We start from the raw sequence: 23825 nt of genomic DNA on the forward strand, positions 1-23825 counted from the left end.
GGACATGAACACGGCGCCACCGGGACGACAAAAGTCCTGGTGGCGCCGTGTTGCGTCTCCGCTCCTCACGATACGGCGGTTTACCCACAATTCACGCCGACACACCCGATTCCGGCGCGCCGCCTGAGGTTTTCGCGCGTACGTTGGCGAGTGACGGACCGCGGGGAAGCGGTTCGTTCGGGAGGTTCAATTCGTGGTTTGTGCGAACAACGCGAGGGGGCCGGCCCCGGTCCTCGTCCACCTCGGCTGACGCCGGGACAGCGGACAATTGGACCGCCGGTCGACCAACACCGGTTTGTGCGGGTGCCGCACGAATGTAGGAGCCCCACGTGACCACACGCACCTACGTCCTCGATACCTCCGTGCTGCTGTCCGACCCCTGGGCGGTCATGCGCTTCGCCGAACACCACGTCGTGCTGCCGCTGGTGGTCATCAGCGAACTCGAGGGCAAACGTCACCACCACGAACTCGGCTGGTTCGCACGTGAGGCGTTGCGCATGCTCGACGACATGCGACTCGAACACGGTCGGCTCGACCTGCCGCTCGAGATCGGCGATGACGGCGGCACCCTCCAGGTGGAGCTCAACCACACCGACCCCGCGGTTCTACCCGCCGGATTCCGCACCGACTCCAACGACTCCCGCATCCTCGCGTGTGCCCTGAACCTGCGCGCCGAGGGCAAGGACGTGACCCTGGTGTCCAAGGACACGCCGCTGCGTGTGAAGGCCGGCGCGGTGGGGCTGGCCGCCGACGAGTACCACGCCCAGGACGTCGTCGTGTCGGGGTGGTCGGGCATGACCGAACTCGACGTCGAGACCGCCGCGATCAACACGCTGTTCGCCGAGGGCGTCGTGGACATCGACGAGGCCCGGGAGCTCCCGTGCCACACCGGAATCCGATTGCTCAGCGCCACGTCGAGTGCGTTGGGCCGGGTGAATGCCGACAAGCGGGTGCAGTTGGTACGTGGCGACCGTGAGGCCTTCGGACTCCACGGACGGTCGGCCGAGCAGCGGGTCGCGCTCGATCTGCTCCTCGACGACAGCGTCGGGATCGTGTCGCTCGGCGGCAAGGCGGGCACCGGCAAATCGGCGTTGGCGCTCTGCGCGGGACTCGAAGCCGTCCTGGAGAAGCGCACGCAGCGCAAGGTTGTCGTGTTCCGTCCGCTGTACGCGGTCGGTGGGCAGCAATTGGGCTACCTGCCCGGTAGTGAGTCGGACAAGATGGGTCCGTGGGCACAGGCGGTGTTCGACACCCTCGAAGGACTCGCGTCACCGGAGGTCATCGACGAGGTTCTCAGCCGCGGGATGCTGGAGGTGCTGCCGCTGACGCACATCCGTGGACGTTCACTGCACGACTCGTTCGTCATCGTCGACGAGGCGCAGTCGCTGGAACGCAACGTGTTGCTCACCGTTCTCTCCCGGTTGGGTTCGGGGTCGCGGGTGGTGCTGACGCACGACGTCGCCCAGCGCGACAACCTCCGGGTGGGCCGTCACGACGGTGTGGCCGCAGTCATCGAGAAGCTGAAGGGGCACCCGCTCTTCGCGCACATCACGCTCACCCGCAGCGAGCGGTCGCCGATCGCCGCACTCGTGACCGAGATGCTCGAGGAGTTCGCACCGTAGTTCGGCGGCTCATCGGCCCGGGGTGCGTGATCTTCGGCGACACAACAGGTTCGCCCGGAACGCGAAGGCCGCGTCGACTTCCCGAGGGGCGGGAGTCGACGCGGCCTTCGGTGTCGGATCAGGCTGTCGGCGGTTCGATCGGGGTGAAGTCGCCCAGCGCATTCAACAGGTCGACGATGGCGGTGAGCAGTTCGACGTTCTCCAAGGATGTCATTTGTTCTTCCTTTGATCGACTGGCTATCCGGTGTGACGAACGCCTTCTCGAGGCGACGTCGTTTGTGACAGTAATGATTCGATAACAAGCGCGCAAACACGATCCTGACTATTTCGAGAAATAGTCGAGAATGGTTTCTGGGAATCATGAGTTGTCCTGCATCGCAAATCATGACAATTCACAGTTTTTTTATCGAGAAACGCATTTCACGGGCGGCGCGCGAGTGGTCTGAGGGGTACCGGCCGACACCCGATCCGAACCGCACCGTGACCAGGACGTGACTCATCGACTCTTGCGCACTGTCACACTGGTGTGGTGCAGAAGTTACTGATGAGGCAAATGAGACTGTTGGGACTACTGGTGATCGCGGTGCTGGCCGCGACTGTCGGCGGTGCCGGCCAGTCGCTCGCCGCCCCAGAGACAACTACACCCGGGACGACGACGCCGGAGACCTCCACGACGCCGGAGACCTCCACGACGCCAGGATCGGAGATCCCGCTGCTCGACGGCATCCTCGACCAGTTGGCGGGGACCGGATCGGCCGATGGCGCCGACGCACCCGGAACGGGCGGGCCGACCAGCCAGATGATCGTCGTCACTGCGCCGAAGGCGTCCGACACCACCGCCACCCTGACGGCGTTCGACAAGGGCGCCGACGGTGGTTGGAAACCGGTCATCGGCCCGACGAAGGCGTTCCTCGGGTCGCTGGGCATGGGCGAGCCGAAAGACAACGTCCACCGGACGCCGCAGGGCACCTTCCCGCTCGACCAGGCGTTCGGTCGCGCGGCCGATCCCGGGACCAAGATGCCCTACCTCAAGGTCGACCAGCAGGACTGGTGGGACTCGAACATGAAGTCGCCGACCTACAACACTCACGTACGGCAGCCGCAGAGCCCGGGTGGGGACAGTGAGAACCTGTACAACTCCGGTCCGGTCTACGACTACGCGGTCAACATCGCGCACAACCCGCAGCGCACCCCGGGCCGGGCCTCGGCGATGTTCCTCCACGTGACCAACGGTGAACCGACCATGGGCTGTGTGGCCATCGAGCGTGAACTGATGAAGAAGATCCTCGTGTGGCTGGATCCGGCGAAGAATCCGAAGATCACCATCGGGGTCAACCAGGGAGCGCCGGCCGGCGAGGCGCCCGGAGCAACCCCTCAGTCCGCTCCGGGCACGACGCCGCCGGGGACGACACCACCCGCAGCGGTCCCGGGTGCCGATGTCCTGACCGGGCTGCTCTCGCAGCTCGTCGGCGTGGTTCCCTCGCTTTTCGGGCTCGCTGGTCAGGCGGGCTGACGGCGAGCCGCAGCCGGACTAGGACGTCGAGAGGCTCATCCGGGCGCATCGGCACCCCGGGCACCACGTGGTGTCGGTGCCGATGTGCCAGCCGTTGACCCGGGCGAGGTCATCCAGATCAGACCGACGGAGGCGAATGCGGACGGTGAAGCTGCGTCCGCAGCTGTCGCAGTTGCGGTCGAAGGGAGACCCCTCGGTTTCCACGGGCGCGGAAACAACTGTCATCTGGTGGACCTTCTGTCGTTCGGCGGGATATCGGCTCGCGGTCGTCCGCCGAGGGCCTCCCACACCCGGACGAGCGACCATCTCAGTGTCGGTATATGTGATCCAGATCTCAAGAGTCCAATGACACATCGTTCGGAATCGTGGGCGTCGACTCATCGATCGGGCGGGATGACCATGACCGGGCAACGGGCTCCGTGGAGCACGGCGCGTCCCGTCGAACCCAAGAGCATGTGGTCGAAGCCACCGCGTCCACGTGCGCCGATCACCACCAGCTGCGCGGCCTGTGCGTGATCGAGAAGTGCCCGCGCCGGACGATCCCGCACGATGGAGCACCGAACCCGGACCGTCGGGTGGTCTGCGCGCAGCGAACGGAGTTCGTCGTCGAGCCAGCCCGTCGCAACCCGGGTGCGCAGGTTCCGCCAGGCGATGAGGTCGTGCTCGGGTGACACCGTCGTCGGATCACGGTCGGACCCGTCCGAGTCGCTCCAGGCGTGGACAACCGTGAGGGCGACACCGCGGACCGCTGCCTCGGCGAAGGCGGCGGTCGCGGCCCGGCGACTCGCGCGCGACCCGTCCACTCCGACCACGACCGCAGCCGACAACGATTCACGAACAACCGGACCCGGGTCACGGACCACGGTCAACGGACTCCGGCAGTGTTCGGCGAGTGCAACCGCGACCGATCCCAGCGGAACGCGGTCGGCTGCGCGATGACCTCGGTTGCCGACGACCAGCATCCGCGCCGCCGACGATGCGTCGAGCAGAGTGGGTATGGGCGGTGCGCACTCGATCCGGCTGGTGATCCAGTCGATCTGAGCGATCGCCTGACCCGATTCCGCGATCGCCCGGCGCGAGTCCGACAGGGCCCGTTCAGCGCGCCTCCGCAGCGGCTCGAGGGCCTGCGGGCTCTCGGCGACGAGGCCGGCCGACGGGCATGCCGCGGACACGAGCTGGAGCGGTGAATCGTGCAACCGAGCATCGCGTGCCGCCCAGCACGCCGCCGTGCGGGCGGTGGCCGAACCGTCGATCCCGACGATCGTGGACGCAGTCAACGCGGTTGCCCCCTCTGCAGGCCGCACACCGGTGACCCCCGTGGGGTCCGTGCCTTCCAGTACACGACCCCGCGTCACGGCGCGCATGCGACGAAGATCCCCCATCGTGGGGACCAAGGACCCTGTCGGGGAGGGCTCAGCGTCGTCGATCGCGGTTCGCGGCCTTGGCCGCGTACACGGCCGCCTGCGTGCGCCGTTCCATCCCGAGCCGGCTGAGAAGTCGCGAGACGTAGTTCTTGACGGTTTTCTCCGCGAGATGCATGCGAGCGGCGATCTGACGGTTCGTCAGACCCTCTCCGAGGAGGGCGAGCAGTGTGCGGTCCTGTTCGCTGAGACCGTCGTCCACGGGCTTCTCGGCGTCCTGTCGCGCGCGTAATCGGTCCATCAGGGCCGCGGCGGCGCGGTTGTCGAGCAGCGATCGACCGGCGCCGACCTCCGTGATGGCCCGTGCCAGCTCCATACCGGTGATGTCCTTGATGACATAGCCGCTGGCCCCGGCCAGGATGGCGTCCATCATCGCCTCGTCGTCGGTCAGCGAGGTCAGCATGAGACAGCGGAGGCCGTCCACCCTGCTCAGGAGGTCGCGGCACAGTTCGATGCCGTTGCCGTCGGGCAGCCGGACATCGAGTACGGCGACGTCCGGCGACACCGCGGGAATCCGCGCCAGCGCCTGCGCGACGGACGCGGCTTCGCCGACCACCTCCACGTCGGCTACGGAGTCGAGGAGTTCGACAAGACCCCGGCGGACGATTTCGTGGTCGTCGACCAGGAATACCCGGATCATGCCGTCTCCCTCCGGCAACGGACGCACAGATTGTACGGCGCGGCGAACGATATCGCCGAATGTGCGCACGGCGAACAAACGATTTCCCCGGATTCCGCGGTCCGAAACCTCGTTCGACCGAAGCCCGGCGGTCGAATTCGTCTCTGACTATGATCTGAATATGGTTTCCGAATTCTCGGAACTCGACCCGAGATCGCTCGAAATGCAGAAAGCGCTGTCGCAGATGCGATTGCGCGAGTTGCTCGACGAGGTCTCCGACCGGATCGGTCAGATCGCCGACGTGCGGGATCAGACCGACGGCCTCCTGCAGGCGATGCTCGTCGTCAGCTCCGGACTCGACCTGGAGACCACGCTCGATTCGATCGTGGCGTCGGCGATCCGACTGGTCGACGCCGAATACGGGGCGCTCGGAGTGCTCGGGAGCGGCCACCACCTGTCCGCGTTCCTCTCGCAGGGAATCGACGACGAGACCCGGGTGCTCATCGGCAATCTGCCGACCGGGGGCGGCGTCCTCGGCCAGCTCATCGATCAGCCCGAACTCCTGCGACTGTCCGACCTGTCCCAGCATCCCGAATCGGTGGGATTCCCCGAGCATCATCCGCCGATGACGAGTTTCCTCGGCACGCCCATCCGGGTTCGCGACGAGATCTTCGGCAATCTCTACCTGACCGAGAAGAAGAACGGCGGTGTCTTCACCGAGGACGACGAGGTGGTGATCCAGGCGCTGGCGTCCGCGGCCGGGATCGCCATCGACAATGCCCGGCTCTACGAGCGGGCGCAGAACCAGCTGGCCTGGATCGAGGCCAACCGCGACGTGATGACGGAGTTGCTGACCGGCGCCGATCATCAGGATGTCCTCGAAGAGATCGCCCGGAAGGTGCTCAGCCTCGCCGACGCCGACCTCGTCTTCATTGCCGAGCCCCACGACACCGACGAGCCCGTCGAACTGATCGAGGAACTCGTCATCACGGTGGCCGAGGGTGCCGACGGTGATGTCTTCCGCGGCCAGAGCGTTCCCATCACCGGGTCGACGTCGGGAACCGCTTTCGTCCAGCGACGCCCCGTGCTCCGCAATCACCTCGAATACGACGTCGGGGACTCCACACGCTATGGGCCGGTGATGGCCGCTCCGCTGCGCACGGTGGATTCCACGCGGGGGGTGCTGATCGCGATGCGGGCCGACGGACGAGAACCGTTCGCGCGGGATCTCCTCGGGCTCAGCGCGGACTTCGCCGACCAGGCCGCACTGGCACTGCAGCTGGCCACCGCGACGATGCAGACCCACCAGATGCGGGTCCTCGAAGATCGGGAACGCATCGCCCGCGATCTACACGATCACGTGATCCAGCGGATCTTCGCCGAGGGACTCAGCCTGCAGGCAACACTGCAGCGCACCCATTCACCCGACATCCGCTCGCGACTCACCCGCTCCATCAACAACCTGCAGGACATCGTCCAGGAGGTCCGGACGACCATCTTCGATCTGCAGGCCGAGGACATGACGGTGACCCGTCTGCGGCAGCGTGTGCAAGAGGCCATCGACCAGCAGATCGACGACCTGCCGATACAGATGCACGTGCGGACCTCCGGGCCCCTGTCCGTGGTCGATCCGCCACTGGCCGAGCACGTCGTCGCCGTGACGCGCGAGGCGGTGAGCAACGTCGTCAAGCACGCCCGGGCGACGACGGTGACGGTGTCGATCGCAGTCGCCGACGAACTCGTGGTCGAGGTCATCGACGACGGCATCGGCCTGCCGTCGGACGTGACCCCCAGCGGCCTGCGCAATCTCGCACTACGTGCGGAGAAGGTCGGCGGCGAGTTCACGCTGACCACTCCGCCGGACGGCGGTGGTCTCGCGCTGCGGTGGTCAGCGCAGCTCTAGCGGGGACGGGTCGGTCTCGGCGGGCAGCCGCCAGGCCGATGTCCGCTCGGTCAGCCAGGCCAGTGAATGCAGCCCGGTCAGCACGCCGAAGAGCACCAGCAGCCACACCGACAACCCGATGATCGCGCAAGCGACGAAGGCGGCGAACAGAACGACGAGAACGGCCGTGAAGGTGATGACGGTCCCCCTGGGAGAGGCTGGCTCCGACGGTGTGCGGAGAAACGGACCCCCACACCATCCACCGGTGGCGCACCCGGCGGGAGGGGCCGAAGGTCACCGACGGGAGGGCCAAGGACCAAGCGGACGTCAGCTCCGGCGGCCTCGCTTCAGCTCGAAGCCGGCCACGTGGCCGCGGGGGTCGTCGTCCCGCGGGGCCGTCGCCATCTCGATCTGTGTCCGCGCCTGATCGAGCACGGGGGTGTCCGGGTCGAGGACCGAGAGGTATCGGTCGTGCGCGGCCAGCGCGTGCACGGCCGTGTCGATCTGATCCTCGACCTCGACGACGTGGGTCGCCGCCGGGCCGTTCTCGAACAACCACGACGGTGGCGACTCCAGGGCGTCGTAGGTGTCGAGCACCGCCGCCGCGAACTCCATGTGGTCACGCTGGTTCGGCATCCCCGGCGCCCATTCGGGGCCGCCGAACAGCGACACGATGACCTGCGGGCGGACGCGGTCGACGGTCTCGGCGATCTTGGCCCGCAACTCGGGGACATTGCGGATGTCGCTGTCCGGAAAGCCCCAGAACTCGACCTCGTCGACGCCGACGATCGACGCCGACGCGCGCTGCTCGGCTTCCCGCAGCGGGCCGCATTCGGCCGGTGCCAGACCCTCGATGCCCCGCTCGCCGCTCGAGGCCAGCGCGTACACCACGCGTCGGCCCTCGCCGGTCCAGCGGGCGACGGCCGCCGCCATCCCGTATTCGGGATCATCCGGGTGGGCGACGAGCACGAGCGCGGTCTGCCAGTCGGTGGGGAAGGGAAGCAGTTGCGCCGCCACGGTTCTCAGCGCTCCCGGTCGAGATTGGCCATCTTCAGCACGTCGAGGCGGGCGTCGAGCTCGTCCTCGGTCAGCTTCTCGCCGACCAGGCCGCGGTCGATGACGGTCTCCCGGATGGTCTTGCCCTCCTTGAGGGCCTGCTTGGCCACGGCTGCCGCCTCCTCGTACCCGATGGCGCTGTTGAGCGGGGTGACGATCGAGGGCGAACTCTCCGCGAGCGTGCGCAGCCGCTCGGTGTTGGCCCGCAGGCCGGCGATGCACCGATCGGCGAACAACCGGGAGACGTTGGCGAGCAGCTTCTCCGACTCGAGGACGTTGCGCGCCATCATCGGGATGTAGACGTTGAGCTCGAACGCTCCGTTGCCACCTCCCCAGGTGACCGCGGCGTCGTTCCCGATGACCTGCGCCGCGACCTGTGTGACCGCTTCGGGCAGAACGGGATTGACCTTGCCCGGCATGATGGAACTGCCCGGCTGCAGGTCCGGGAGGAGGATCTCACCGAGTCCGGTGAGTGGACCCGAGCCCATCCAGCGGACGTCGTTGGCGATCTTGGTGAGTGACACCGCGATCGTCTTCAGTTGACCGGAGAGTTCGACGAGCCCGTCGCGGGCCGCCTGGGCCTCGAAGTTGTCCTTCGCGAGGGTGAGGGACTCGACGCCGGTCAGCCGCACGAGTTCGGCGACGACCTTGGTGCCGAAACCGGCCGGCGCATTGAGGCCGGTACCGACGGCGGTGCCGCCGATGGGCAGTTCGCCGACGCGGGGGAGGGTCGCAGTGATCCGCTCGATACCCGCCTCGACCTGGCGCGCGTAGCCGCCGAACTCCTGACCGAGCGTGACCGGTACGGCGTCCATCAGGTGCGTGCGACCGCTCTTGACGACCTCACGCCACTCGGTTGCCTTGTCGCCCAGCGCCTTCTGCAGGTGCTCGAGCGCCGGGATCAGATCGGTGACGGCAGCTTCGGTCGCGGCGACGTGCGTCGCCGTCGGGAACGTGTCGTTCGACGACTGGGACATGTTGACATGGTCGTTGGGGTGGACGTCCACGCCGCGTGACTTCGCGATCGACGCGATGACCTCGTTGGTGTTCATGTTCGAGCTGGTGCCCGAACCGGTCTGGAACACATCGATCGGGAACTGGTCGTCGTGGAGACCGTCGGCGATCTCGGTCGCCGCGGCGACGATCGCGTCGGCCTTCTCTGTGTCGAGGAGGCCGAGGTCGGAGTTGACCGTGGCGCACGCCGCCTTCAGCAGTCCCATCGCGCGGATCTGCGTGCGCTCGAGCGGGCGTCCGCTGATCGGGAAGTTCTCGACCGCGCGCTGTGTCTGGGCCCGCCACAGGGCGTCGACGGGCACCCGGACCTCGCCCATGGTGTCGTGCTCGATGCGGTACTGCTCGTCTGCCTCGGTCATCGGTGACTACTCCTTCGATCGAATCCTCATGCCGCTCAGCGGAACGTTCACAGCCCCGCTCGGGTCGGTGAAAAAGTCGTTGCCCTTGTCGTCAACAACGATGAATGCGGGAAAATTCTCGACCTCGATCTTCCACACGGCCTCCATGCCGAGTTCGGGGTACTCGATGATCTCCTGGCTCTTGATGCAGTCGAGCGCCAGACGTGCCGCGGGCCCGCCGATCGAGCCCAGGTAGAAACCGCCGTGCGAGCCGCAGGCCTCGGTGACCTGTTTGGATCGATTTCCCTTGGCCAGCATGACCATCGAGCCACCCGCGGCCTGGAACTGCTCGACGTAGCTGTCCATCCGGCCGGCCGTGGTCGGCCCGAACGATCCCGACGCCATGCCCTCAGGGGTCTTCGCCGGTCCCGCGTAGTAGACGGGGTGGTCGCGCAGGTAGTCGGGCATCGGCTCGCCCGCGTCGAGACGCTCCTTGATCTTGGCGTGGGCGATGTCGCGCGCGACGACCAGCGGCCCGGTCAGCGACAGACGCGTCTTGACCGGATACTCCGAGAGCTGCGCGAGGATCTCGGCCATCGGCCGGTTGAGGTTGACCTCGACGACTTCGCCGCCCGAGATGTCTTCGGCCACACCGGCTGCGGGCATGTAGCGGGCCGGATCGGTCTCCAGCTGCTCGAGGAAGACCCCGTCGGCGGTGATCTTGCCGAGGGCCTGTCGGTCGGCCGAACACGACACCGCGATCGCCACCGGGCACGACGCGCCGTGCCGGGGCAGGCGGACGACGCGCACGTCGTGGCAGAAGTACTTGCCGCCGAACTGTGCTCCGATGCCGAAGGACTGGGTCAGTTCGAAGACCTTGTCCTCGAGCTCGAGGTCACGGAACCCGTGGGCCGACATCGAACCCTCCGTGGGCAGGTTGTCGAGATAGTGCGCCGACGCGTATTTGGCGGTCTTGAGCGCGAATTCGGCTGAGGTACCGCCGATCACGACGGCGAGGTGATACGGCGGGCACGCCGCCGTGCCCAGTGAGCGGATCTTCTCGTCGAGGAACGTGAGGATGCTCGTCGGGTTCAGGATCGCCTTGGTCTCCTGGAACAGGAACGACTTGTTGGCGCTGCCACCGCCCTTGGCCATGAACAGGAACTTGTATTCCGGACCCTTGGGTCCCTGCTCGGTCGCGTAGATCTCGACCTGCGCGGGCAGGTTGGAGCCGGTGTTCTTCTCCTCGTAGGTCGTCAGCGGGGCCAGCTGCGAGTACCGCAGGTTCAGCTGGGTGTAGGCGTCGTAGACACCCCGGGAGATGGCTTCGGCGTCGTCGGTGCCGGTCAGGACCCCTTCGCTCTTCTTGCCCATCACGATCGCGGTGCCGGTGTCCTGGCACATGGGCAGCACGCCGCCGGCGGAGATGTTGACGTTCTTGAGCAGGTCGAGGGCGACGAAACGGTCGTTGCCCGACGCATCCGGGTCGTCGATGATCTTGCGCAGCTGCGCGAGGTGTGCAGGGCGAAGGTAGTGGCTGATGTCGTGCATGGCCTCGGCGGTGAGTTTCCGGATGGCCTCCGGATCGACCTGCAGGAAGGTCCGACCGCCCGCGGAGAACGTGGACACACCGTCGGTCGTGATCAACCGGTACGGGGTCTCGTCGGCGCCGGTGGGGAGCAGATCGGAGTAGAGAAACTCGGGGGCTGAGGCTGGTTTACTCACGGACCGCATCGTATCGCCCGACGAGAACGGCCCCACGCCAGAGGTTCGCTCGTCGTCGAGCCTCGTGGACATGGGGCCGGTTCCGGGCCCGGGATCGGAAGTCACCGCACCCGGTGCGATCTCAGAGATCGAGACGCGAGTACCCGCGGAGCTTGGCCGGCTTGTGCACGGCCTCGATACGACGGACGGTGCCGGACTTCGACCGCATCACCAGCGACCGGGTGGTGGCACCGTTCGGCCGGTAGGTGACGCCGCGCAGCATGTCGCCGTTGGTGACACCGGTGGCGCAGAAGAAGGCGTTCTCGCCGCTGACGAGGATGTCGTTGGTCAGGACGCGGTCGAGGTCGTGGCCGGCGTCGAGGGCCTTCTGGCGCTCCTGGTCGGTCTGGGGCCACAGCTTGCCCTGGATCTCGCCGCCCATGCACTTCATCGCCACCGCGGTGATGATGCCCTCGGGGGTGCCGCCGACGCCCATCAGCATGTCGACGGTGGAGTAGTCGTCGGCCGCGGCAACGGCACCGGCGACGTCGCCGTCGGAGATGAGGCGGATCTTGGCGCCGGCCTGACGGATCTCGCCGATGAGATCGGCATGGCGCGGACGGTCGAGGACGATGACCGTCAGGTCCGCGACGTCGATCCCCTTCGCCTTGGCGACCGAGTTGATGTTCCACTCGACGGACTCGTTGATGTTGATGGCGCCCTTGGCGTCCGGCCCGACGGCGATCTTGTCCATGTAGAACACGGCTGACGGGTCGTACATGGTGCCGCGCTCGCTGACCGCGAGCACCGAGATCGAGTTGGGGCGGCCCTCGGCCATCAGCGTGGTGCCGTCGATGGGGTCGACGGCGACATCGCAGTCGGGGCCCTCGCCGTTGCCGACCTCCTCGCCGTTGTAGAGCATCGGCGCCTCGTCCTTCTCGCCTTCGCCGATGACCACGACACCGCGCATCGACACCGACGAGAGCAGTTCGCGCATCGCGTCGACGGCGGCGCCGTCACCGCCGTTCTTGTCGCCCCGGCCGACCCATCGCCCGGCCGCGAGAGCAGCCGACTCGGTCACGCGGACCAACTCCATCGCGAGGTTGCGGTCCGGGGCCTGATGGGTGCTGGCGGTCATGGGCAATCGACTCCTCTGTTCGGCGCTGATCGGAGAGCGCCGAGTGATTGTGGCGGTGGTCTCAGACACCATCCTTGCATGTCACACCGGGCATTCGGTCAGTGACCCTGCTGGTGGGATACTCGGCGCCATGGCAGACAAACCCCGCATTCTGATCAACGGCAAGGACATGTTCTGGTCGTTGGTGCCGTTGCTCGCCCTGTGCGCGCTGGTGCTGATCGCGTCGGGGAACTGCTCGGTCGGGGCGTCGAAAGACGTGGCCGACAGCAAGCTGCCGCCGTTCGACGTGGTCAGCGCTTTGAATGCCGACGCGAGTCAGCTCCCGTTCCCGATCCGCCGCCCGCCGACGCCGGCGGGGTGGCGGCCCAACTCCGGTTCGTCGGACGCGATCGAGGGGCACCGGATCAGCACGGTGGGGTGGCTGAGCAGCGGTGGCGCGTATGTCCAGCTCAGCCAGACCGATGCGCCGGAGGACGTGTTCGTGCCGTATCTGGGCGGGAGTCGGGGTGATTTCGGCGACATCGCCGGCACCGGCACCCGGCAGGCAGGTGGGCGCCAGTGGGTGACCTATGAGACGGCGGAGGGCAAGAAGTTCTGGATCACCGATCTCGGCGCCGTTCGCATCGCGGTGCTGTCGCGGGGCAGCGATGCCGACATCGAGACGATCGCGTCGTCGGTCGTCGCCCAGGCCCCGCTGCGAATGGGGTAGCGCACTACTCGTGAGGACCCGGGTCGGAGTCCATAGCGTCGTCTCCAGGAGGCGCTCATGGATGGGGGATCCGGGTTCGGGCCACACTTCGTGTGGACGCGACTCGTAGTGGCCGCGGTCCTGGTGATGCTGGTGGTGGTCGTTCCGGGGCAACGTGCGGGCGCGATCGTCGTGCACGCCGTACCGCCCGCCGCAGTGGCGGCGACCGCGCCCGGTCCGGGTCTGGGGCCATCCTCCGAAACCGTGGTGGGGCGGCCGCTTTCCTCCCGATCGAGGGGCCGGGAGGATCGTCGGCCGGTCCTCGCCCGAGCCGCTGCGCGACCGTCCGCCGAACATGCTCGCGTCAGCGCTCTCGACCGCGAGGTGCTCGCGCGGTTCGACTGATCAGTCGTCGTCCTCGTCGTCGGGGTCGGTGCTCTTCTCGGAGATGACCGCCTCGATGCGTTCCCGTGCTCCGCGCAGGTGCTCCTCGCAGCGCGTGGCGAGTGCCTCGCCGCGTTCCCACAGTGCCAGCGAGGCGTCGAGATCGAGCCCGCCGTGCTCGAGCGTGGTGACGATCTCGGCGAGCTCGTCCCGTGCCTCCTCGTATCCGAGTTCGTCGATGGGGGTGAATGTCTCGTCGGTGCTCACGCGTCTCCTCCGTCTGTCTGCGCGTTCGTCGGTCTCGTGGCGGATCGGGCGCGGGAGCGTCGTGGGGCGGGTCCGTCGACCCGTGCGGTCGCGGCGCCGTCGGCGACCCGGATGCGCAGGGACGCGCCCGGTGGCAGGTCCGCGAGGGCGCCGACCACATGCGGCGGGTCGGTGTCGGTGCGCTGGACCACCGCGTAGCCGCGCGCCAGCGTCTGCGCGGGACCGAGGGTGGACAGTCGCGCGGCGAGATGGTCGCCGCGACGTTCCTCGGAGTCGATGTGGCGCAACATATCCCGACGCAGCGCGCGGACCAGCTCGGCCACCCGCGCGGCTTCGGAGTCCATCAGCACCCCGGGACGGGCCAGTACCGGACGGGCCCGGAACGACGCCACGACGCCGGACTCCCGGCGCACCCAGTTGCGCAGCGCCTGCGCACTCCGGCGACGCAGGTCGGCGATCCCGGCGAGTTCGGCCTCGACGTCGGGGACCACGCGTTTGGCGGCATCGGTCGGGGTCGCCGCGCGCAGGTCCGCGACGAAATCGAGCAACGGATTGTCCGGTTCGTGCCCGATCGCGCTGACCACCGGTGTCCGGCATCGTGCGACCGCGCGCAACAACGCCTCGTCGGAGAAGGGGAGCAGGTCTTCGACGCTGCCCCCGCCCCGCGCGATGATGATGACCTCGACATCCGGATGTGCGTCGAGTTCGGCGAGATGGGTGAGGATGCGGGCGACGGCCGTCGGACCCTGCACGGGCGCTTCCCGGATGTCGAACCGTACGTCCGACCAGCGTGCCGTGGCCACGCTCACCACATCGTGCTGGGCGGCGCTCGCACGTCCGCTGATGAGTCCGACGGCCCGCGGCAGGAAGGGCAACGGCCGCTTGAGGCGCGCGTCGAAGAGTCCCTCGGCGGCCATGAGCTGCCGCAGTCGTTCGATGCGCAGCAACAGCTCGCCGATGCCCACCGCGCGTATCTCGCTGACCCGGAGGGAGACCGTGCCGCGGCCGGTGTAGTAGCTCGGCCGGCCCAGGACCACCACGGAACTGCCGTCGGTGAGCGGGACCTCGGTGCGCGCCAACAGATCCGGGCTGCACGTCACCGAGATCGAGATGTCTGCGGCGGGGTCGCGGAGGGTGAGGAATGCGGTCCGGGTACCCGGGCGCCGGCTGATCTGGGTGACCTGACCCTCCACCCAGATCTGTCCGAGCCGATGGATCCAGTCGGCGATCTTGGTGTTCACCGTCCGGACCGGCCACGGGTGTTCGGCCGAGTTCGGCGACGAGGAACGTCGCGGTGTGTCGCTCGTGTCGGCCCCGGTCACGCTTCGGTGGAGCGCTTGTTCTGCGCGGCTATCCGGTTGTCCAGCATCGTCACGAACGGAGCGCGGTTGCGGGCGGTCTTCTCGTAGTCGACGAGCGCCATCAGATCGTCGATGGCCACCGAGCGGAGTCGGGCGCGCAGTTGAGCGAGGGTCAAGGAGTCGTAGTCGATGAGTTCGACGATCTCGGGACCCGAGCCGTTGGAGGCGCCCACCGCCTCGGCGCCCGGCACCTCGGCCGCGACGACGTCGTCGGGGGTCGAGCTGTACAGCGCGAAGCGTCCGGCGTCGGCTCGCGGCGGCGCGGCGAGATCGGCGTCGGTGGCGGCCTCCTCGACCTCGTCGTCGATGCTGGTCGGTGCGGGGGTCTTGGCTGCCGGCTCGCGATCCGGGGTCGGTGTGGCGGGAGCGGGCGTCGAGTCCGGCTCGGGGGCCTCCGCCTCGTCCTCGTCGAAGCGCGCCCACTCGGGCTGCTCGTCGGGTCGGTCGAAGAACATCTCGAGAGCGGCGTCGCCCTTGATGGCCAGTTCGGCGATGTTCTGCTGCGCCCGCATGCCGGCCTGCAGTGTCTGGCTGACCGCGGTCATCGGCAAGGTGATGAGGAGCGCCGGGAGCTTCCGTGTCTCCTCGAGGGCGGTGACGATCAGACCTGCGGCTATCCGGGCCGGGTATGGTGCGCGATCCATGCCAACACTCTGCCATCACGGGCAACGCCGCGTAACCCGTACCCTGGGAAGCATGTCTGAGACGAAGCGTGTCCTGCTCGCCGAACCCCGGGGCTACTGCGCTGGTGTCGACCGTGCGGTGGAGACCGTCGAGCGTGCGCTCGACAAGCACGGCGCTCCCGTCTACGTGCGCAAGGAGATCGTCCACAACCGGCACGTCGTGGAGACCCTCGCCGAGCGCGGTGCGATCTTCGTGGGCGAGACCGACGAGGTGCCCGAGGGTGCGATCGTCGTCTTCTCGGCGCACGGGGTCTCCCCGCTGGTCCACCAGACAGCCGCCGAACGCAACCTGCGGACGATCGACGCGACCTGTCCGCTGGTCACCAAGGTCCACCAGGAGGCCAAGCGGTTCGCGCGCGACGACTACGACATCCTGCTGATCGGTCACGAGGGCCACGAGGAGGTCGAGGGCACGGCCGGTGAGGCCCCCGAACACATCCAGCTGGTCGACGGCCCCGACAGTGTGGACTCGGTCACGGTGCGCGACGAGTCCAAGCTCGTGTGGCTGTCGCAGACCACCCTCTCCGTCGACGAGACCATGGAGACCGTCCGGCGCCTGCGGGAGAAGTTCCCGCTGCTCAACGACCCGCCGAGCGACGACATCTGCTACGCCACCCAGAACCGCCAGGTGGCGGTCAAGGCGATGGCGCCCGAGTGCGATCTGGTGATCGTCGTCGGGTCGCAGAACTCGTCGAACTCGGTACGCCTCGTGGAAGTGGCGCTGCAAGCGGGTGCCCGGGCCGGCCACCTGGTCGACTACGCACGGGAGATCGACGAGACCTGGCTCGAGGGTGTCACCACCGTCGGCGTGACCTCCGGCGCCTCGGTGCCCGAGGTCTTGGTCCGCGGCGTCCTCGACTACCTGGCCGAGCGCGGCTACGGCACCGTCGAGACGGTCAACACGGCCAACGAGACGCTGACCTTCGCGCTTCCGCGCGAGCTGCGTCCCGCGCGTTCGTCCAGCTGACGACGCCGCGAGCGGTGTGGCCGGTCGCGTCGCGAGGTCAGAACTCGTCCGGGTCGAGCTTGCGCACCCGCCGATGAGGTAGGGCGATCGCGAGCACCGCTGCGATGACGATCGCTGCGACCGCACTGCCGACGATCGCCACGGTGCGGGCGCTGTGATCGGGTGGCTGGGCCACCGGCGGGGCGGCGATCGGCGCCGACGCACGGTCCGGCCGTTGATCGGTCGGCAACTCGGCGGTGAGGGCGGCGACCGGGTCGACGACGCCGTGCCCGATCCGTTGATCGTGTCCGTCGCCCGGCGAGTGGGCGGTGGCGATGATGCGCTCCATCACCTCGCGCGCGGACAGCTCCGGAAACCGCGACCGGATCAGCGCGGCGGTACCCGCGACGTACGGTGCGGCGAAACTGGTGCCGATCAGGGGGATCGGTCCACCGTCGCTCTCCTGCGCCGACGCCAGCCGCCGGGAACCGCGTCGACTGTCCAGGCTCACGATGTCGGTGCCCGGAGCCGCGACGCTCACCCACGGCCCGTGCAGGCTGAAGTCGCTGGGAGAACCGGTGTCGGCATCCACGGAACCCACGGTCAGAACGTACGGCGAATACCACGCGGGGCTTGCGATGGTGGAGACCGACCGCCAGCCTCCCGGATCGTCGGCGGCGGGGGCCGGATTCTGGTTCTGGCAGGCGCCGTCGCGGGTCAGGTTGCCTGCGGCGACGATCACCACGACGTCGCGGTCGTAGGCGTGCCGGATGGCCGCGCCGAGGGCGCGATCGTCGACCGAGTCCGACGCCGGAGCACATGCGACCTCGGAGATGTTGATGACGGTGGCGCGCAGGTCGACCGCGCGCACGATCGCATGCGCAAGGGTCCGGACCGACCCGTACCCCGACCCGACCGACGGCGCCGCGTCGTCCCGGGCGCGATCGTCCTTCTTCTGGAATGCGCTGCTCGACTGGCGGATGGCGATGATCGACGCCGCGGGTGCCACACCTGCGAACGCGTCGGCGGTGCTGGGCCGTGCGGCGATGATGCCGGCCACCAGGGTGCCATGGGCGTCGCAGTCGTCGAGTCCACTACCGCCCGAGACGTAGTCGCCACCGGCGACGACACGGCCGAGCCGCGGATGCGGTGTCACCCCGGTGTCGATGACCGCGACCCGCTGACCCTGTCCACGGCTGAACCGCCACGCCTCGGGAAGGTTCATCATCGACTGCGCCGCAGTCGATTTCGATACGTTGCGCGTCAATTCCGTGGTGTTGCACAGATGGCGCTGCTCGGTCGGTTCGGGCGGGGCGACCGGGGCCGACCGGATCAGGGCGCCGGGATCGATGCGCGGTGGGTTCACCGCCGCGGCCGGCGACGCCGACGTCGCGATCAGCGCCGCGACCAGAGCCGACCCGAGCAGCCCGGCGCCGCGGATGCGCATGCCGCGCATCAGATCTCGCGGACCATGCGATACAGATCGAGCAACCAGAGCAGCAGCGGCACGATGAGCGCGACGAGGATGTACTCGCCGATCTCCGCCCAGCGGCGCATGACGGGGGAGAAGTCCTGGTTCGGGGCGACGACCCCGAAGACGAATGCGGCGATCACCGCGAGGACGCCGAGGGCGAAGCCGATGACCGGCCATCGGTCGTCGCCGAAGGCGAGCCCGGTGATCAGCGTGATCACCACGAGCGACCCGGCGACGATGAGGATACCGGCCTGGAACAGATCGCTGTGGGAGCGGCCTCGTAGGCACAGCACGACGCCGATGATCGCGGCGTAGACGGCGTTGCGCCATTCGAAGCCGGCGAGCGGGGCCGCGGTGAGGACCGCCGCGATCGCGGTGATGAGGGTCAGGCCGCCGACGATGCCGGTCAGATAAGCGTTGGCCAGGTAGGAACGACGCTCCAGCGCATCGGCTTTCGGCAGCGCGGTCGCGCCGATCGCCCCGATGCCCTCGATGGCCGGGCGCGGTTCGATGTCCTTGACGTCGATGGCGGCGCCGGCCGTCGGAACCGGGGGCAACGGGAGTTTGGCGAGCAGGATGGTGGTGCGGGGCGCGAGTCCGATGAGGAGGAGGCCGACCGCGGCGATGACGGCGGCGACATCGGGCACCGGTGCATCGATGAGGAGCCGGGCCCCGGAGCCGGCCGCACCGAGCAGAGCGGCGCTGGTCACGGCGCTGTGCGCGGTCGGGCCGGCGGCGGTCATGCGGTAGCTGACGACCGCGGCGACGAGTGTCACCGCGAAGCCCAGCGTCAGGTGCGCGGCCCCGAACGACCCGGGCGTGAGGACCATGCCGGTCACGAACGCCACGGGTGCGGCGCACAGCGACAGGATGGTCGACGTCTGCTCGTCGCGGTAGTACCGGGACACGATCGTCGATGCGGTGACGAACCCGACGACAGCCAGGCCCGACAGGCCGGCGAACCACAGGGCACCGGTGTCGGACCGGATCGCGGCCAGGGATGCCGCCGCCGCGACCGCGGCGACGAGAGCGAGCGCGTAACCCACGCGTCGGGCGGCGGCGGCGGTCCAGTCGACGAACTGGGATTCGTTCAATCGGGCGACGGCGTCGACCACGTCGTCGAACAGCACCGGGGACTCCCCGGTGCGCGTCGAGGTCAACAGGAGCAGGTCGCCGTCGCGGATGCCCGACTCGGACAGCGACCGGTGCAGGGGGAGCGGTTCCTGCCCGACGAGGGCGAGCGACCACTTGTTCTGGCGGTCGTGCGGGCGTCCGGGATTGCGCGCGTCGGCGTCGGGATCGTCGGGGTCCGACCGTGAGGGGTTGCGCGACTCGATCTGGGCGACGAGGTCGCCGATGAGTCCCGCGATGGGGATGCCTGCGGGGAGGCCGACGTCGAGCTGGGTGTTGCCGCCCAGCACCGACACCCGGACGAGCTGGGGCTCGACGGCCGCCTCACCCCGCCGGCGGTCCCCGATGTCCGCGTCGGCGGCGGTCGTCGGGTACCCCGGTGCGAATCCGTCCACAGACGACATCAGGTCAATCCTCCCCCTGGGTTCAGCAGCTAACATAGCCAACCTCAGCGGGTTCGCCCGCCCGGGGATACACAGGCGCGACATGTCAGGGGGGACGTGTGGTCACGACGACCGAGGGTTTTGTGCGTCGGCCGCGCATCACGCCGCCACGCACACCCGGCGGCGAGGTCAACATCCAGGCGCCACCGGACGTGCCGCGGGTGGTGCCGGGCAATCTCCTGATGAGGCTGCTCCCGGTGGTGATGGTCGTCGCGGTGGTCGGCATGGTGTCGCTGATGGTCGTCACCGGCGGACGCAACATCCTGTCCAACCCGCTGTTCATGATGTTCCCGCTGATGATGCTGATGTCGATGTTCGGCATGTTCGCCGCGGGCGGGCGCGGCGGCGGCAAGCGGGCGGGCGAACTCAACGAGGAGCGCAAGGACTACTTCCGCTATCTGGGCCAGCTGCGCAGCCAGGTGTTCGAGACGGTCGACAACCAGCGTGCGGCGCGCACCTGGAGTCATCCGGACCCGCGTGCGCTGCTCGACGTGATCGGCAGCAGGCGGATGTGGGAACGCCGCCCCAATGATGCCGACTTCGCCCATGTGCGAGTGGGTGTCGGCGTCCAGCGCCTGGCCACGCGACTGATGCCACCGGAGACCGGGCCGCTGGAGGACATCGAACCGGTGTCGATGGTGGCCCTGCGTCGCTTCGTGCGCACCCACTCGGCGGTGTACCGCCTGCCGACCTCGATCTCGTTGCGGGGCTTCCCGGCGGTCAACATCGAGGGCGCCCGGCAGGAGACCCGCGACCTCGTCCGGTCGATGGTCGTGGAGTTGTGCGCCTTTCACGGTCCCGATCACCTGCACATCGGCATCGTCACCGGTGATCCCGCGGGAGAGGCCTGGGATTGGGCGAAATGGCTTCCGCACGTAGGGCATCCGACGCTGCGAGACGGCGTCGGCGCGATGCGGATGATCTATCCGACCCTGGCGGACCTGGAGAACTCGATGGCCGCCGACCTCCTCGAGCGCGGCCGCTTCAGCCGTTCGGCACCGCCGAACGCCCATCGCGCGCACCTGGTGGTGATCATCGATGACGGGTACGTCGCCGGGGACGAACGGATCATCAACGACGCGGGCATGGAGGGGGTCACGATCCTCGACCTGACGGCGCCGCCGGACGGTCTCGCGGTGCGGCGCGGATTGCAGCTCGTCGTCCGTGGCGGCAAGGTCTCGGCGCGCAGCGCGGCCGGCGTCGAGGAGTTCGCCGACATGGACTCGCTCACCATTCCCGAGGCCGAGGCGATCGCCCGTCGCATGGCGCGCTACCGACTGGCCACCGCGGCGACCCTGGCCCACCTCGAGTCCGAGGCGACCTCGGCCGACCCGGGTCTGCCCGCGCTGCTCGGCATCGACGACGCGGCGCAGTTCGATCCCGCCACCGCCTGGCGCGGGCGCACCGGCCGGGAGCGACTGCGCGTGCCGATCGGTTACACGCCCACCGGCGCGCCCGTCGAGATCGACATCAAGGAGAGCGCGCACGGCGGCATGGGTCCGCACGGGTTGTGCATCGGCGCCACCGGGTCGGGCAAATCGGAGTTCCTGCGCACACTCGTGCTGGCCATGCTGGCGACCCACTCGCCGTCCGAGCTGAACCTCGTGCTCGTCGACTTCAAGGGCGGCGCGACGTTCCTCGGCCTGGAGTCCGCGCCCCACGTGGCGGCGATCATCACGAACCTCGAGCAGGAACTGTCGATGGTCGACCGCATGAAGGACGCGCTCTCCGGTGAGATGAACCGGCGCCAAGAGGTGCTGCGGGCCGCGGGCAACTACGCCAACGTCGCCGACTACGAGCGCGCCCGCGCCTCCGGAGTGCGGCTCGATCCGCTGCCCGCACTGTTCATCGTCGTCGACGAGTTCTCCGAACTGCTCTCGCAGAAGCCGGATTTCGCTGAACTGTTCGTCGCGATCGGACGACTCGGCCGCTCGCTGCACATCCACCTGTTGCTCGCGTCGCAACGCCTCGAGGAGGGCAAGCTCCGGGGCCTGGACTCGCACCTGTCCTACCGGATCGGTCTGAAGACCTTCTCCGCCAACGAATCCCGGTCGGTTCTCGGTGTGCCCGACGCCTATCACCTGCCGAGCGTTCCCGGTTCGGCCTACCTCAAGTGCGACTCGGCCGACCCGATCCGGTTCAACACGTCCTACGTGTCGGGTGCCTACCACTCGCCGACGGTCGTCGAGTCGTCCGATCCGAGCACCGCGGCGTCGCTGCGGCGCGGCAACCTGAAGGTGTTCACCGCGTTGCCGGTCCCGTTGGACGAGGGCGCGTCACGGTCCCTGCTCGATCAGGCCGAGAGTCTGCTCGACGAGGAACCGCCCGCCCCCGAGGAACCCGCCGATTTCGAACCGGTCTCGGCGCCGGTGCCCACACTCATGGAGACGATCGTCGACCGCATGGGAGACGCCGGTCCGCCGGCCCATCGCGTGTGGCTGCCGCCGCTGGACGAGTCCCCGACCGTGGAACACCTTCTCGGCGAACGGGACTGGTCACGACCCGCGGTCCCCGGCGACCTCACCGTCCCGGTCGGTGTGGTCGACCGGCCCTACGATCAGCGACGCGACCCCCTCGTCATCGACCTCGCGGGTGCCGCGGGCAACGTGGCGGTGGTCGGCGGTCCGCAGTCGGGCAAATCGACGACGCTGCGCACGATCATCATGTCGGCCGCGGCATCCCACACGCCCGAGCAGGTGCAGTTCTACTGTCTCGACTTCGGCGGCGGCAGTCTGACCGGACTCGCCGGACTCCCGCATGTCGGTTCGGTCGCCTCGCGCGGCGACATGGACGCGGTCCGACGTACGGTTGCCGAGGTCGCGGCCGTGGTCCGGTCCCGCGAGCTGCTGTTCGCCCGCCTGGGCATCGAATCGATGCGCGACTACCGGGCCCGCCGTGCGTCGTGGTTCCGGTCCGGGGTCACCTCGCCGGCGACCGACCCGCTGGCCCAGGACCGGTTCGGCGACGTGTTCCTCGTCCTCGACGGCATGAACGTGCTGCGGACGGAACTGGAGTCGCTCGAGGAACAGATCACCGCAATCGTGGCCCAGGGCCTGAGCTATGGCGTGCACGTCATGGTCACCGCGTCCCGGTGGGCCGAGGTGCGCCCGGCGGTCCGCGATCTCGTGGGTACGCGTATCGAGCTGCGCCTCGGCGACCCGATGGACTCCGACATGGGGCGTCGCGCCGCCGCTCTGGTCCCGCAGAACCGTCCCGGACGCGGCCTGACCGGGCAGGAGCTGCACATGCTGATCGCGCTGCCTCGCCTCGACCCGGTCAGCAGTGCCGAATCGCTTCCCGCCGGTGTCGCGCAGTCCGTGGAGAGGCTCACCGCCGCCTATCCGGGCCGTGGGGCGATGGCCGTGCGCAAACTGAGCACCGAGATCGACCACGCGTCGGTGCAGCGCGCGGTCGCCGACGCCGGGCTCACTCTCGCGCCCAACCAGGTCGCGATCGGTGTGGGTGAGCTCGAGCTCGCGCCGGTGGTGCTCGACTTCACCGCCCAGCCGCACTTCATGGCCTTCGCCGATGTCGAGCACGGCAAGACCAACCTGCTCCGCACCATCGTCACCGGGCTCGTCGCCGGCGCCACGCCCGAGCAGGTCCGGATCGTCTTCGTCGACTACCGCCGCACCATGCTGGGGATCATCGACGGCGACCATCTGGCCGGGTACGCGAGTTCGCCCGACCGCGCGGCGTCGATGATGACGGAGCTGGCGGCCTACCTGAAGAACCGGATGCCGCCGGAGGACGTGACCGTTCAGCAGCTGCGGGACCGCACCTGGCTCGAGGGTCAGCCGGAGGTGTACGTCGTGGTCGACGACTACGACATGGTGGTGACGTCGACGGGCAATCCGATGCTGCCGATCGTCGAGCTGGCCTCCCATGCCCGCGACATCGGCCTGCACATTGTGCTCGCCCGGCGGTCCGGTGGACTGGGACGGGCGATGTTCGACCCGCTGATCGCCCGCCTCAAAGACCTGTCGTCGGACATCCTGCTGATGAGTGGCGACCGCGACGAGGGCTTCATCACCGGGCGGTCACGGCTGCAGTCGCTGATACCCGGCCGCGGTGAGCTCGTGTCGCGGGTCCGGCCACCGGAGATGATCCAGGTCGCTCATCTCGCGGTCGGCGACTAGGC

The 23825-nt window shown here is 68.5% G+C and carries 20 protein-coding genes; 7 read left to right on the plus strand and 13 right to left on the minus strand.

Features of this window, described 5'->3' with window-relative positions:
- Positions 1-329 precede the first annotated feature (329 nt).
- Entirely contained in the window at positions 330-1622 is a 1293-nt protein-coding gene (locus tag BCM27_RS08680) for a PhoH family protein (protein ID WP_004019356.1), read from the plus strand.
- 553 nt (positions 1623-2175) lie between these two features.
- Positions 2176-3135 carry a L,D-transpeptidase family protein gene (locus tag BCM27_RS08685; protein ID WP_033203618.1) on the plus strand — a complete coding sequence of 320 codons (960 nt, stop codon included), beginning with the start codon at positions 2176-2178 and terminating at the stop codon, positions 3133-3135.
- Positions 3136-3153: 18 nt separating this feature from the next.
- Here the strand turns inward: BCM27_RS08685 and BCM27_RS25400 are convergent, their stop codons facing one another.
- The 3 genes from BCM27_RS25400 to BCM27_RS08695 all read right to left on the minus strand — a co-directional run bounded on the left by BCM27_RS25400 (position 3154) and on the right by BCM27_RS08695 (position 5196).
- Positions 3154-3360: a hypothetical protein gene (locus BCM27_RS25400; protein ID WP_064571993.1), complete on the minus strand. Its 207-nt coding sequence runs from the start codon at positions 3358-3360 to the stop codon at positions 3154-3156.
- 152 nt (positions 3361-3512) lie between these two features.
- On the minus strand, positions 3513-4412 hold the full coding sequence (locus BCM27_RS08690; protein WP_004019353.1) for a universal stress protein: 900 nt from the start codon (positions 4410-4412) through the stop codon (positions 3513-3515).
- Between the two features lie 136 nt (positions 4413-4548).
- Positions 4549-5196 carry a response regulator transcription factor gene (locus tag BCM27_RS08695; protein ID WP_033203760.1) on the minus strand — a complete coding sequence of 216 codons (648 nt, stop codon included), beginning with the start codon at positions 5194-5196 and terminating at the stop codon, positions 4549-4551.
- 160 nt (positions 5197-5356) lie between these two features.
- Between BCM27_RS08695 and BCM27_RS08700 the strand changes: the two genes are divergently transcribed.
- On the plus strand, positions 5357-7078 hold the full coding sequence (locus tag BCM27_RS08700) for a GAF domain-containing sensor histidine kinase (RefSeq protein WP_004019351.1): 1722 nt from the start codon (positions 5357-5359) through the stop codon (positions 7076-7078).
- On the opposite strand, the gene BCM27_RS26210 is transcribed toward BCM27_RS08700, so the two are convergent.
- The 5 genes from BCM27_RS26210 to glpX all read right to left on the minus strand — a co-directional run bounded on the left by BCM27_RS26210 (position 7064) and on the right by glpX (position 12307).
- Positions 7064-7186: a hypothetical protein gene (locus tag BCM27_RS26210; protein ID WP_255220170.1), complete on the minus strand. Its 123-nt coding sequence runs from the start codon at positions 7184-7186 to the stop codon at positions 7064-7066. The genes BCM27_RS08700 and BCM27_RS26210 overlap by 15 nt on opposite strands.
- A 198-nt stretch (positions 7187-7384) precedes the next feature.
- The gene (locus tag BCM27_RS08710; protein WP_004019350.1) at positions 7385-8074 is read right to left on the minus strand and encodes a PIG-L deacetylase family protein; all 690 of its coding nucleotides are present in this window, start codon (positions 8072-8074) and stop codon (positions 7385-7387) included.
- Positions 8075-8079: 5 nt separating this feature from the next.
- Complete coding sequence (locus tag BCM27_RS08715) at positions 8080-9486, minus strand: class II fumarate hydratase (protein WP_004019349.1); 1407 nt, start codon at positions 9484-9486, stop codon at positions 8080-8082.
- A 6-nt stretch (positions 9487-9492) separates the two neighbouring features.
- Positions 9493-11190, minus strand: a complete 1698-nt coding sequence (locus BCM27_RS08720; protein WP_004019348.1) for a fumarate hydratase — start codon at positions 11188-11190, stop codon at positions 9493-9495.
- A gap of 121 nt (positions 11191-11311) precedes the next feature.
- Positions 11312-12307 carry a class II fructose-bisphosphatase gene (glpX, locus tag BCM27_RS08725; protein WP_004019347.1) on the minus strand — a complete coding sequence of 332 codons (996 nt, stop codon included), beginning with the start codon at positions 12305-12307 and terminating at the stop codon, positions 11312-11314.
- Positions 12308-12437: 130 nt separating this feature from the next.
- On the opposite strand from glpX, the gene BCM27_RS08730 reads away from it, so the two are divergent.
- Both BCM27_RS08730 and BCM27_RS08735 read left to right on the plus strand, forming a co-directional pair.
- Positions 12438-13016: a DUF4245 domain-containing protein gene (locus tag BCM27_RS08730; protein WP_033203614.1), complete on the plus strand. Its 579-nt coding sequence runs from the start codon at positions 12438-12440 to the stop codon at positions 13014-13016.
- Positions 13017-13073: 57 nt separating this feature from the next.
- Positions 13074-13400: a hypothetical protein gene (locus BCM27_RS08735; protein ID WP_004019345.1), complete on the plus strand. Its 327-nt coding sequence runs from the start codon at positions 13074-13076 to the stop codon at positions 13398-13400.
- Here the strand turns inward: BCM27_RS08735 and BCM27_RS08740 are convergent, their stop codons facing one another.
- From BCM27_RS08740 to BCM27_RS08750, 3 genes are read right to left on the minus strand one after another with little or no spacing between them, the layout of a single operon-like run.
- Entirely contained in the window at positions 13401-13646 is a 246-nt protein-coding gene (locus BCM27_RS08740; RefSeq protein ID WP_004019344.1) for an exodeoxyribonuclease VII small subunit, read from the minus strand.
- Positions 13643-14968: an exodeoxyribonuclease VII large subunit gene (xseA, locus tag BCM27_RS08745; protein WP_033203613.1), complete on the minus strand. Its 1326-nt coding sequence runs from the start codon at positions 14966-14968 to the stop codon at positions 13643-13645. The genes BCM27_RS08740 and xseA overlap by 4 nt, the downstream gene beginning before the upstream one ends.
- Positions 14965-15651 (minus strand): lipid droplet-associated protein, encoded by a 687-nt coding sequence (locus BCM27_RS08750; RefSeq protein WP_004019342.1) that lies wholly within the window; start codon positions 15649-15651, stop codon positions 14965-14967. Before BCM27_RS08750 ends, xseA begins: the two co-directional genes overlap by 4 nt.
- 52 nt (positions 15652-15703) lie before the next feature.
- On the opposite strand from BCM27_RS08750, the gene BCM27_RS08755 reads away from it, so the two are divergent.
- Positions 15704-16657: a 4-hydroxy-3-methylbut-2-enyl diphosphate reductase gene (locus tag BCM27_RS08755; RefSeq protein ID WP_004019341.1), complete on the plus strand. Its 954-nt coding sequence runs from the start codon at positions 15704-15706 to the stop codon at positions 16655-16657.
- Between the two features lie 37 nt (positions 16658-16694).
- Here BCM27_RS08755 and mycP read toward each other — a convergent pair whose 3' ends face one another.
- Together mycP and eccD are read right to left on the minus strand one after the other, a co-directional pair.
- Positions 16695-18092, minus strand: coding sequence for a type VII secretion-associated serine protease mycosin (gene mycP / locus BCM27_RS08760; RefSeq protein ID WP_004019340.1), 1398 nt, complete (start codon positions 18090-18092; stop codon positions 16695-16697).
- Positions 18092-19645: a type VII secretion integral membrane protein EccD gene (gene eccD / locus BCM27_RS08765; RefSeq protein ID WP_004019339.1), complete on the minus strand. Its 1554-nt coding sequence runs from the start codon at positions 19643-19645 to the stop codon at positions 18092-18094. Before eccD ends, mycP begins: the two co-directional genes overlap by 1 nt.
- A 98-nt stretch (positions 19646-19743) precedes the next feature.
- On the opposite strand from eccD, the gene BCM27_RS08770 reads away from it, so the two are divergent.
- Positions 19744-23823 (plus strand): type VII secretion protein EccC, encoded by a 4080-nt coding sequence (locus BCM27_RS08770; protein ID WP_033203610.1) that lies wholly within the window; start codon positions 19744-19746, stop codon positions 23821-23823.
- Positions 23824-23825 lie beyond the last annotated feature (2 nt).

This window comes from Gordonia terrae (assembly GCF_001698225.1).
GTDB lineage: Bacteria > Actinomycetota > Actinomycetes > Mycobacteriales > Mycobacteriaceae > Gordonia > Gordonia terrae.

Excerpts from the sequence above, each read along its gene's own strand:
- BCM27_RS08685 (WP_033203618.1), top strand. The coding sequence starts at position 2,176 with ATGAGACTGTTGGGACTACTGGTGATCGCGGTGCTGGCCGCGACTGTC.
- BCM27_RS25400 (WP_064571993.1), bottom strand. The coding sequence starts at position 3,360 with ATGACAGTTGTTTCCGCGCCCGTGGAAACCGAGGGGTCTCCCTTCGAC.
- BCM27_RS08695 (WP_033203760.1), bottom strand. The coding sequence starts at position 5,196 with ATGATCCGGGTATTCCTGGTCGACGACCACGAAATCGTCCGCCGGGGT.
- BCM27_RS08700 (WP_004019351.1), top strand. The coding sequence starts at position 5,357 with ATGGTTTCCGAATTCTCGGAACTCGACCCGAGATCGCTCGAAATGCAG.
- BCM27_RS08715 (WP_004019349.1), bottom strand. The coding sequence starts at position 9,486 with ATGACCGAGGCAGACGAGCAGTACCGCATCGAGCACGACACCATGGGC.
- glpX (WP_004019347.1), bottom strand. The coding sequence starts at position 12,307 with ATGACCGCCAGCACCCATCAGGCCCCGGACCGCAACCTCGCGATGGAG.
- BCM27_RS08730 (WP_033203614.1), top strand. The coding sequence starts at position 12,438 with ATGGCAGACAAACCCCGCATTCTGATCAACGGCAAGGACATGTTCTGG.
- BCM27_RS08735 (WP_004019345.1), top strand. The coding sequence starts at position 13,074 with ATGGATGGGGGATCCGGGTTCGGGCCACACTTCGTGTGGACGCGACTC.
- BCM27_RS08750 (WP_004019342.1), bottom strand. The coding sequence starts at position 15,651 with ATGGATCGCGCACCATACCCGGCCCGGATAGCCGCAGGTCTGATCGTC.
- BCM27_RS08755 (WP_004019341.1), top strand. The coding sequence starts at position 15,704 with ATGTCTGAGACGAAGCGTGTCCTGCTCGCCGAACCCCGGGGCTACTGC.
- mycP (WP_004019340.1), bottom strand. The coding sequence starts at position 18,092 with ATGCGCGGCATGCGCATCCGCGGCGCCGGGCTGCTCGGGTCGGCTCTG.
- eccD (WP_004019339.1), bottom strand. The coding sequence starts at position 19,645 with ATGTCGTCTGTGGACGGATTCGCACCGGGGTACCCGACGACCGCCGCC.